Raw genomic sequence first — 10,422 nt, forward strand, 5'->3', positions numbered from 1 at the left:
AGAAAGATTAAGGAATCTTTCTTCATTAATGCCAATTCTAGCATTAATTGGGGGGTAGAACAATGACTTCTACTACTCAAACAGTTGATACCATTGCATCACACCACTGGGAAGAATGGCAATTAAGTGGTGTCTCTGCAAAAATCATACAACTAAATGTCAGAACCTTACATGACTCTAGAGAAGTCGATAAAGTTCTAAATCGCAATACAAAATCCAGACAGAAACACTCAGATCATTTAGTACCTTGCTGGATGGTCTCAGGGGTAAATCCACTGACCGAAGAAAACACCTTAGATGGCGTACAAGTAAAGCCTGATGTCTCCCCATTAGGCAAAGACGGCAAAGTTAATAAATACTTAGGAGCAGTTGGTTACGGTGCATTTCCTCTCTTCTTAAATATCGGAATAGAGCATTATTGGCAACAAGTTCTCGCCGATAAATCAATCCCCATAATCATCACTGAAGGAGCCAAAAAAGCAGGTGCGGGGCTAACAATAAACTTGCCAACCATATCTATCCCTGGAGTATCCACTTGCCGCAAACTGGGCCGACTTGACACGTGGCTCGAAGCCTTTGCTGGATTTGGAAGAACTTTCTACCTATGTTTTGACGCTGACATATTACATAAACGTCCCGTCCAGCAATCCTTAATCAACATAGCCAGAGATTTAACTGCGACAGGTTCAAAAGTTATGGTAATTAAATTACCATCAATTGAACTTAAAGGCATGGATGACTTTATTGCTGCTAAGGGAGAACAAGCTTTCAAGCAACTAATAGAAGATGCCCCAACCATTGAAGAGTGGAAGAAGGATTTAGAGGAGCAACGAAAAAATAACACAGAATTTGATGATGAGGAACGCACCTCAAAAATTTACCGCGCTTACAAAATCATCAAAGATGGATGGGGCGACAGTCTCCGGTTAAATCAACTAAAAAACATCATTGAACTGAACGACCAAAAAATGGACTTAAACCAATTACGACTATACATAGCACTAGAATTTGATCTGGATGTACAAATCGGAGATGGTCAGGCGATCGTTGAAGCGATCGCTTCTCGAAATGCTTACCATCCAGTAGTGGAATACTTAGATGAAGTTGCCGCAAGATACAGCACCGTTGATACATCAATCCTTGACACTCTAGCAACTAAATACTTTGGCACTAACGACCCACTTCATAACATTTACTTGAAGAAAATGCTGATATCAGCCGTAGCTCGGGCCCGTCGTCCTGGGTGTAAAGTTGATACCGCTTTGATATTGGTAGGGGAACAGGGAATAAACAAATCTAGCTTTTGGCGGGAACTGTTCGGGCGAGACTGGTTCACAGACGAACTCAGCGACGCGAACGAGAGAGATGAGCTAATGAAACTGCATCAGTTCTGGGGTTTAGAAATCCCAGAAATTGAACACATGTATAAGAGAAAGGACATCAGCAGCATCAAAAAATTCATGTCGTCGAGCGTTGATGCCTTCCGCGCTCCCTATGCCCGCGAAGTAAAAGAGCATCCCCGCGCCTGTGTCCTCGTGGGGACGAGTAACGAAACAGAACTACTCAACGACCCCACAGGCAACCGACGATTTTGGATTATCCCGGTAATAGACGACATCCCAATTGATATCGAGCAGTTAGTCCGAGAACGCGATTTAATCTGGGCAGCTGCTAACGCCCTTTACGAGAAAGGCCATCAGTGGTGGCTATCGCCAGCCGAGTCGAAAGTCCACAACGAAGCCAGCAAAGACTTCCAATCCGTTGACCCCTGGACAGACACAGTATTGGCTTACGCTCGAAATCAAGGAGAGACAACCACCTCTGAAATTTTGAGAATTGCGCTAGGGATTGAGCTTGGCAGACAGGAGATGCTTTACACCAAAAGAGTTTCAGCTATTCTCCGGTCGAACGGCTGGGAGCAGTACAGACAAAAAATTGGTAATACTCGACCTTGGGCTTGGCGATTGAAGTCATCGTCAGAAAATCAAAAAAGTTTGGGTAACAAGGCAGATCAAGGCGGATCACCCGGATCACTTTCCCCAAATTTAGAAGTTGAAACTGAATTAGAAAATCAAAAAAGTTTGGGTAACAAGGCGGATCAAGGCAGATCACCCGGATCACTTTCCCAAAATCTCCAAAGTGATCCGCCTAGCACTCCACAGAGGCAGATCACACCTGAACCCTTGCGACAAGAGACTTCTGAGCATTGTGATCTGCCTGTGATCCGCCTTGATCCGCCTAATTTACCCAACTTTTCTGAAAATAATATTGCAAGCAATAACGAAGTAACTAGCGCTGCTGTCACCCGTCCCGCAAAGTGTCGCTACTACCAAATAGTTGAAGTTGAGACCACTAGCTTTAAAATCGAAACAGACTTTGGGACGGTCAGCGTCAGCGCTGAACCCTACCACCGCTTTGGAACTGGTGAGAGCAAAATCTGGTTTGAATTCCAAACTCCCGAAGGGCAGACACTAACCAAGAACATTAAGGCAGATCCAGATCAAAGAACGTTCCCCAGATTAGCCAAAGAATGTGGTGTGATTCAGCAGTGGCAGGAGAAGCGAAGAAAAGACTTCATCTCCAAAATTGAAACTGGCAACTTCAAAGTAAGAATTTTAGGAGAGGAAGATTACGAGTGGATTGCTGATTGCATTCTCCAGGATGTACCCAATTCCCCTTCTAGCACCCACTTCACCTTCAAAACTCCTAACAACACAGTCATCACTGCTTACTTTGGGGAGTTTGAGGAGACTTAAGTAGTAAAACGCGATCGCCCTTCTACCTTACTTAGGGAGCGATCGCGCCGGTGCAATTTATCTACCCCAAGATATTCGCCTGAGAGTGCTAAGGCGATGCGGATCATACTGAACTCTTGGCAAAGTTTTCATCAAATTCGCCTTAGTTTAAAGATTTGTATAAATTATTTTTTTATCAAAATCAGTACAGCTACTCAGGCTGTTAAAAGTCCAGTTGGGGGTATGACTTCCGGTTTAACCATCCCACAAGGTTAAACAGGTATATTTTAAATTCATAAAAACAGTAATGTTCCTAGAACTCAGTCATTGCAATATGTTGGTTTAGTAAAGTACTTCCTTTTTTACATAAAAGTGGAACATTTACATAAATTTAGCTTGCCGCTACAACGGATTTATTCACATCAAGAAAAAATTCGCTTTATGACGACAGAGCCAACATTAACGCAAGTTTTCGGAGCAAATGCAAGTCAGACAAGTACTGATTTAGTAATCAAGAAGTCCGATCTGGCAACAGTGGGTTTAACAGCAAGTGCAAACAACACTGCTGAATCCATGATGGTAGCCTTGCTGCTTTTAGCAGCTTTGTACTTAAATACGAGTAATCAAGATTCTACAAATACTGACATTCAACTAACTATTGTTGATAGTGATTTTCCTCAAATAGTGACTAGAAATAGCACCAAGTATCGACAAATTACATACAACGTAAACTTACAAACTGTAGACACTGGTTTTACAGTTGACCCAGACAACTATTAATTTATGACTTGCACAAGGACAATCACAACTTTAAACGCTGGATTTACTCAAGCCCAGTTAAGTGCAGCGCTACAAACAGCGTTTGCAAACGCTGGGTTTTCTTCTTTATTTGATAGTTTTACTAGTGGCACAGATTTGTGCTTGGTTTATGCATTTACAACTGATGCAACTAAAACTTACGGTATAACTTACATTAGAATTCGGATTACAACTGGGTTTGTAATTTATCAGCAACCTTACGGAAGCTGGAATACTTCAACGCATACAGGAACAGGTACAGGGACAGGGACAGAAATTAATTATGGAACATTAGTTAATACTGTTAACGTAATTTTCAACTCACTTACCAATGGCAACGAAGCAAGATTAGTTTGCGTAAATCAAGGGTCAACCTTCCTTTTATTAGGTGCAATTACACCTAGCATTTTGCGGGGAAGCTGGGATTTGAACAGTTACACAGCTAGCTTTATTCCTAATACAAACACTCTAACTTCCATCATCGGCACAATATTTAATCAGTACTATTCAATTAGTACCTCTACCTCAATGATTAATACTTTGCTTGGTGCAGGTAGCGCTTTGTTGGCAGGCGCTAACATTGTGGATTTACAACGAGATATTTTAACAGGAGTACCATTACTGAACAATACAAATGGTGGGTTTTTAGGACAGTTGTCTAGTGATTTTGCTATCTGTGCAAGTAATGGAAGCACTAGATATGATGTCATTGTTCCCACAGGAACTTCACAGCAATATTTAGTAATTGTTCCCGGTAGTGGTGGTATAGCTGTAAGGATAAATTAATGCTTGCAAACTGGAATTTAATAGCAAGTAGTAAGGTAATTTATAATTCCACAAAGATTAATTCTTCTGTTGTTCAAAGTGGAAACATATCTACATTTGGGCAAGTAATACCACAATCTTCACAGCTTTCAACCATATCAAATACCATTAAAGGGCTAAAAAACTCGCAAGGATTGTTAAACTTTGGCAACATTCAAGCTAGAGGTATTTTATTTACTGAAAAACCATTAATAGCTCCAAATATATTCAAAGCTTTATTTGGGGCTAATGCGGTACAGACAGCTACTACACTTACTATCAAAAAATCAGATATTCCATTGCTCACTCCGAGCAACAATAATACAGCAGAATCGTTATTAGTTGGATTACTATCGATAGTTTTAAACAACAAACTAGTAATTGAATTTAATGAATTAACTTTTACTTATCAAGGGTATGGAAAAACTGAAGGCAAGAGAATTGATACGATAACTATTGATATCAGAAACTCATTAACTCCAACAAACAAGTATGAATTACCTGAAATCAATGCAGTAATAAACCCTAACAATTATTAATCATGGTATGCACCAAAGGTGATAAACCTACAATTACTTATAAATTTGGTACTGGAAACGATAGGATTTATCAAGCACAATATGCACCTATTGATATCGTCACGGGCACTTTACCAATAGATGCTACTGCTAATTACAAAAATGCTGGATATCAAATTAATTTCCAATCACCACAAGGACAATTCGGATATATATCAGCAATAGTTGTGGACTACCAGATTATTTATTATCCTGGAGGGAATCAGTTTGACCCTTTAAGAGGATATTACATTGCTTTTATTGGATGTGGTTCTACGAGTTTCGCTGTCAATTCACCATCTAAAGGTATGCCAACTGATTACGGTGGACTTGTTTTGTCCGCCAGCATGACAACAGGTGTAATTGATTCAATCAATACCAATATTAAATGCGCTTCACCTAATAGCAATAGATGTACTTTTCAGGTATTTAGCAACAATTTATTGCTGTTTCAAGACCAGGGTAATTGTCCTTGTACATACACTATTCAATGCGGTAGATGTCCGGAGGGTACTTGCGAATGTGCTTCGCCAATTTACCCAGGCTATTGCTGCAATGATTGTGAATCTAGTGCTGCAAGTATTAGAAGCATTACCAATGATTTAAGGAGATTAAATAATGGCTGATTCTTGTGCTGGATTATCAAATGAAATAGCAGCACTTAGGGCGGAGGTTGCACGATTAAGGATACTAACAGAGGCTCAAGTTAGAGCAATTGCTCAAAGTGTAATTAATGAAAGTAAACCAGGTATTATCCAAACAACTAAATCAGCATTAGAACCAGGTATTGCAAGCGCTGTAGCTGGTGGTGTCGTGGTTGCGGTTGACAAATTGAAGCCAAGTATTGATAACGCTGTAGAGCAATCAAGACAAACGTTAGAAAGAGTTTTTAAAGTAGAAAGAACGGCTGATAATGGTTTGGCTAAAGCTTTAAAAATTGCTCAAGATGCTGGTGCTGATAGAGCGGAACTCGCGAGAATAAGCAGGCTTGCATCTACCGCAAACACTACAGCTAATGAGGCTTCATATATTGCTGGTACTTCCGCCAAGGTTGCGAATAACGCTTTTAATGCAGCAGATTACGCAGAAAAAAAAGCTGCGTTGCTCGAAAAACAATCACTTGATGCTTTTAGGCGATTGAATCAAGCAGAAGATATTGCGGCGGCGGCAGCACGGGAATCATCATTATCAAAGGGACTGTCTAATCAAGCAATTACAAAATCAGGGCAAGCGATATCAGAAGTTGCAAAAAGTTCAAAAGCGATCGCTGACAGCGTAAACGAAATTTCTGGATTGCGTGGTTTAGTAAACGGCTTGGGCGCTCGTGTCGATTCATTTGGTCGGGCGATCGCCAATCTTGAGACAAAGGTAGGTAATGCAATCACCAGCGCTGCAAAGGCTGTTGGTATCTCAGAGCAAGCTTTAGGTGCAACTGGGCGATTACTGGGTAGAGTTGCGGAACTATTTCAGATAGTTGGCACGTTTGCAACGCTTGCAGAAAATTATTTTACATTGGAAACTTTGGGAGGAAGAATTGACGCTATAGAGCGAGAAACACAGTTTGTTGGAGATAGTGTCTCTAGAGTACTTGGTAAGCTTTTAGGATTACAGAATCGTATCGGTAAAACTGAAGCTGATATCAATATTGTTCGTGATATTGCTGTTGATGCACGTAGTCTTGGTGAAGCAGCCAAACTGCAAGCTGGTGCAGCACAAGTAACTGCTGTACGTGCTGAAAATTTTGCACAAATCGCTAACGCCAACGCCAAGACAGCGCAAACGACGGCTGACGGTGCGGTACGGAATGCCACAATTGCGAATGAAAATGCTACTACTGCATACAAAAAAGCAACAGAAGCTCAAGGGATAGGAGAGCAAGCCAAGCGTGTTGCCGGGGATGCACTTGGGAAGGCTGGAACAGCCCTTACTACTGCATTAACGGCTTTAACTTTGTATCAATTTGTCAAAGGAGTACGCGGTATACAGGGGATACCTGGCATACCTGGCATACCTGGAAAGCAAGGAGAGAGAGGGATACAAGGCATTCCAGGTAAAGACGGCGTAACAACCGTGGTAACTTTACCCGGTACACCTGGCAGAGATGGAAAGAATGGTATTAACGGATTGCCGGGTAAAAATGGCAGGGATGGTAAAGACGTGAATCCAGCAGATGTAGCAAGCTTAAAAGCTTTAATTATTCAGCAACACGCGTCAACACGAACAAGTATCAATGCCACATCAACAGGGCTAGTTAATGGGGTTAAAGTCTTCTTTACCACGCAATTAGCAGGAATTACAACATTAATTACTGCAATTGCAAACAATACTTATGTTGAAAAAGCGTTATCAGTTCTTACGTTCGCAGCTACAATTCACAATGCTTTAATGTTAAGTAATAATCTTGCTCAAACTTTGGGAACAATCATAGATCAAGTATTGGGCTTTATATTGCCAAAAGGACTTGATGGTAATCCTATTAGCATTAATAATGTAATCGGAAAAGCTGTACACGAAATCATTGCCGACACTGTAGGCGAAGCAAATTATCAACACATATCTGAAGATTGGGCGAAAGCCAACAGAATTTATCAAGCAAGCGTTAACGTTTTTAATCAAATTGGCAACGCAGTTGGCTTAGTTACTGCTGGCATGGAAGTAATCGGCGGCAATGTTGCCAACGACACCTTCTCAGGAATCACCAATAGAGCATGAGAAATCTGTCAGATTAATGAAATTTTCTTGTGCTTCTGGAGACAATGATGGAAGTATCAAGCCAGCTATTACTAAGGCGAATATGACAGAGATTGCAAACGAAATCAAAAACCTTTTTTTATCAAGTGGAAGTGGTATAACTTATACCTGCGGGAATAAATCAGCATCATATACTGACCCAGAAAATGGTTTTGCTAGAGGTAATTATTTATTAGTCAATAACCGAACTGATGCTGTAGAAATTTATCAAAAAATTTGCAACGTAATTGATGTACCCTTCAAACTAGAAAAGCTGATCGTTAACGATCCAGATAAAGCCAGCACAACAACGGCTACAGCCGGGAAAATCACGATTTTAGGGAAGCAAGTACAAAATCGCAGGTATAGACCCGTAGCAGTTCTCAGGTTCAGAAGCGCTTACATTTCTTTAGGAAATCTTGTCCCACCAGTATTTTTGATAGACACAACGCTCAGAAATCGGGCATTAGTCAAATATCCCTGAGCTTAATTGACTGGCTTCGGGAGACTCCGGCAGAAAATAAAGGTAAAAACCTATTAGGTTTGACCACAGAATTCTAAGGATTTTAAAGGGTTAGAGTTGGTGACATCTGTAGCAACTATCACCAGTAATTATGGGCTTTAGAGATTTACAACGATTTGAGTCGCAGAAGTCACGGTACGACAAATACAAAGCTTGGCTTGCAATGACTCCAGACCAGCGACAAGCTGCTTTCGCTGCAATCACCGACGAAAGCAAGCGGGCAAGGGCAGAAAGAGAAGATGGCTATATTTCTCCTTTTGGCACGGCTGGGACTACAAAAATTTACCTTCCGGCCCAATTGCTCAAGAGTGGACAAACCGGACAAGGGTCTGGTGTGGCTAATGTACTTCTTTCGCTGCTTGCTAGTCGCACTACTACAGCTACCGAATTTGGCGCATTAACTACGCCAATTAAGATTGACACGAAAAAATTCAAGTTTGCCAAATTGACGCTTACTTCTGTTGTACCTGGCACTGTTAAGAAAAATAGTAGGATCACTGGCGCAGCATACAAAAAGCCTGAAGTTGATTCTGTTACTTCGCCCTTTGGACAAGGTACTGGTGGCGAAGCTTACGATGCGGCTGTTTTAGCTATAGAAGAAACAACGGAGTACGTGACCTTCATTGAAGGAAACGGCGGTAAAAATCGGGCTAGATTCACTCCTGAAGGCTAATGAGCAAGATAGCAGAACGAACTGGAATTATTTGGACTCCAGATGACCCGTTAGACCTGCTGTCTGTTGATGTTGAGGGCAACTGTTCCGATTCTGAATTCAAAGGAATGCTTGCCATCAATCAAGCGGGTAGAGATTGGCTGACTGGGAAAATCGATATAGTTGAATACCTCGATAAGCTGGAGCATTACGGTATTCCTAATCCGTTTGAAATTCTAGATGAATTTGCCGAACACGTTGATTTCGTAATTTCTCACGGGTAACATGGCACGTAATTTACAGCTAGGGATAGAAAGTAATTGGCATTTACAATATAGTGATTCCTTCCCTGCTGTAAGTTATTTAAACGATTCAGCAGGAAAGCCAATTTATCAAACGATAACTGAGATAAATATCCCTGTAGTGTTTGATAAGTCAATCATTGCTGTATCTGTCAATACTACTGTTCCTGTAGGAAAAATTTGGAAGTATGCAGGATACTTGCGCCGCAGCTTAACAACTGGTTTGGGCGCAAGTTTTGTGGGTGAACCTGAAAGCTTATTTTTAGGTAAATTCAATTTAATAATTTTTGATGACCTAAATATTAATTATTCCGTATCACTTCAAGTTCCTAAATGGTTTATCAATGCAAATATTGCTATTTATCAATATGAAGGAATAGATACGACGACACTAGAAGATGATGTTCAGGCGATAAAAATATCGCTGGGTATATAAAATGAAAATTGATATTAATAATGCTTTCACTGTTGTCTCTCTGGCTTTTATGTTGATTGCGGGGATTTATCGATTAGCGCAGATAGAATCGAATATCAATGCCAAAATTAATAGAGTTGAAACTACTGTGTTATCGGCCGTTGATCAATTAAAAGATAACCTTGTTGATCGGTTGTACACTGTTGAACGAAAAGTAGACGTACACCTAACTGAGTACAATGAAAAGAAGCTTTTTATTGAATATCGCCTGAACGGACTTGAAAGTATGATCAAGCACAAGTTTGACAGACTTGCAAACTGGGTCAAGCAGATAGTCGGATTCCTGAACAAGCAATCTAATTTTCAAATCCGTGATGACAAATTCTAGTCTTTGAGAATTCAAAATTCGGGAATACTACGAACACACCAACGAGGAGTAAATGAATAAATGTCTAAATCATCAACTTTGAATACTCTCAGCACAATCCTGGGTTTAATTGCAGGTGGTTCTAGTTTACTCGGCAGGGCTGGAGCCATTAATCGTAATTTAGTTAGTACAATCGGTGGACTGGCTACTGCATTGCTCGGCTATCTCGTCCAGCAACCGACAGCAGGGGAACAACCTCAAGCACCACAGCCACAACCCGAAAAGTAATGAATTTCATTGTTGAGGTTTTGCAAGTTGTTGACCAAGAAGGGTTATTAACTGGGAAGTGGCGGCTGACTGTTAGAACCAACGCCAAGCCTTATGGGCTATGCACTCATGTACATGATTCCTATGAGTCAGCTTGGAACTGTACCCAAGCATGGCAAGCAGCTAAAAAACTCACTGGGGATTCAGGGTAACTGAAACTTTTTCGCACACTCTAGACAAAGTAAGTTTTTGCCCACCAATTTGAGGTTGCA

Annotated in this window: 13 protein-coding genes; all 13 read left to right on the top strand. The window is 40.8% G+C overall.

What is annotated here, in order from left to right; translation table 11 throughout:
* The first annotated feature begins 62 nt into the window (after positions 1-62).
* The 13 genes from RMX98_RS16930 (at position 63) to RMX98_RS16990 (ending at position 10,362) form a co-directional block, all read left to right on the top strand.
* Positions 63-2,756: a VapE domain-containing protein gene (locus tag RMX98_RS16930; protein ID WP_322678691.1), complete on the top strand. Its 2,694-nt coding sequence runs from the start codon at positions 63-65 to the stop codon at positions 2,754-2,756.
* Between the two features lie 420 nt (positions 2,757-3,176).
* Entirely contained in the window at positions 3,177-3,515 is a 339-nt protein-coding gene (locus tag RMX98_RS16935) for a hypothetical protein (RefSeq protein ID WP_322678690.1), read from the top strand.
* Between the two features lie 3 nt (positions 3,516-3,518).
* Entirely contained in the window at positions 3,519-4,319 is an 801-nt protein-coding gene (locus tag RMX98_RS16940) for a hypothetical protein (protein ID WP_322678689.1), read from the top strand.
* Entirely contained in the window at positions 4,319-4,876 is a 558-nt protein-coding gene (locus tag RMX98_RS16945; RefSeq protein WP_322678688.1) for a hypothetical protein, read from the top strand. Before RMX98_RS16940 ends, RMX98_RS16945 begins: the two co-directional genes overlap by 1 nt.
* A 2-nt stretch (positions 4,877-4,878) precedes the next feature.
* A complete protein-coding gene (locus tag RMX98_RS16950) occupies positions 4,879-5,520 on the top strand; it encodes a hypothetical protein (RefSeq protein ID WP_322678687.1) in 642 nt (213 codons plus the stop codon).
* Entirely contained in the window at positions 5,513-7,606 is a 2,094-nt protein-coding gene (locus tag RMX98_RS16955) for a hypothetical protein (protein ID WP_322678686.1), read from the top strand. Before RMX98_RS16950 ends, RMX98_RS16955 begins: the two co-directional genes overlap by 8 nt.
* A gap of 16 nt (positions 7,607-7,622) precedes the next feature.
* Positions 7,623-8,108, top strand: coding sequence for a hypothetical protein (locus RMX98_RS16960; protein ID WP_322678685.1), 486 nt, complete (start codon positions 7,623-7,625; stop codon positions 8,106-8,108).
* Positions 8,109-8,238: 130 nt separating this feature from the next.
* A complete protein-coding gene (locus RMX98_RS16965; protein WP_322678684.1) occupies positions 8,239-8,820 on the top strand; it encodes a hypothetical protein in 582 nt (193 codons plus the stop codon).
* Positions 8,820-9,083: a hypothetical protein gene (locus RMX98_RS16970; RefSeq protein WP_322678683.1), complete on the top strand. Its 264-nt coding sequence runs from the start codon at positions 8,820-8,822 to the stop codon at positions 9,081-9,083. Before RMX98_RS16965 ends, RMX98_RS16970 begins: the two co-directional genes overlap by 1 nt.
* Position 9,084: 1 nt before the next feature.
* Positions 9,085-9,537 (top strand): hypothetical protein, encoded by a 453-nt coding sequence (locus tag RMX98_RS16975; RefSeq protein WP_322678682.1) that lies wholly within the window; start codon positions 9,085-9,087, stop codon positions 9,535-9,537.
* Between the two features lies 1 nt (position 9,538).
* Complete coding sequence (locus RMX98_RS16980) at positions 9,539-9,904, top strand: hypothetical protein (RefSeq protein ID WP_322678681.1); 366 nt, start codon at positions 9,539-9,541, stop codon at positions 9,902-9,904.
* A 60-nt stretch (positions 9,905-9,964) separates the two neighbouring features.
* On the top strand, positions 9,965-10,171 hold the full coding sequence (locus RMX98_RS16985; RefSeq protein WP_322678680.1) for a hypothetical protein: 207 nt from the start codon (positions 9,965-9,967) through the stop codon (positions 10,169-10,171).
* Positions 10,171-10,362 carry a hypothetical protein gene (locus RMX98_RS16990; RefSeq protein WP_322678679.1) on the top strand — a complete coding sequence of 64 codons (192 nt, stop codon included), beginning with the start codon at positions 10,171-10,173 and terminating at the stop codon, positions 10,360-10,362. The genes RMX98_RS16985 and RMX98_RS16990 overlap by 1 nt, the downstream gene beginning before the upstream one ends.
* The last annotated feature ends 60 nt before the right edge of the window (positions 10,363-10,422 follow it).

Source organism: Nostoc sp. DedQUE02 (genome assembly GCF_034531035.1).
In the GTDB taxonomy this organism is placed as follows: Bacteria; Cyanobacteriota; Cyanobacteriia; order Cyanobacteriales; family Nostocaceae; genus Nostoc.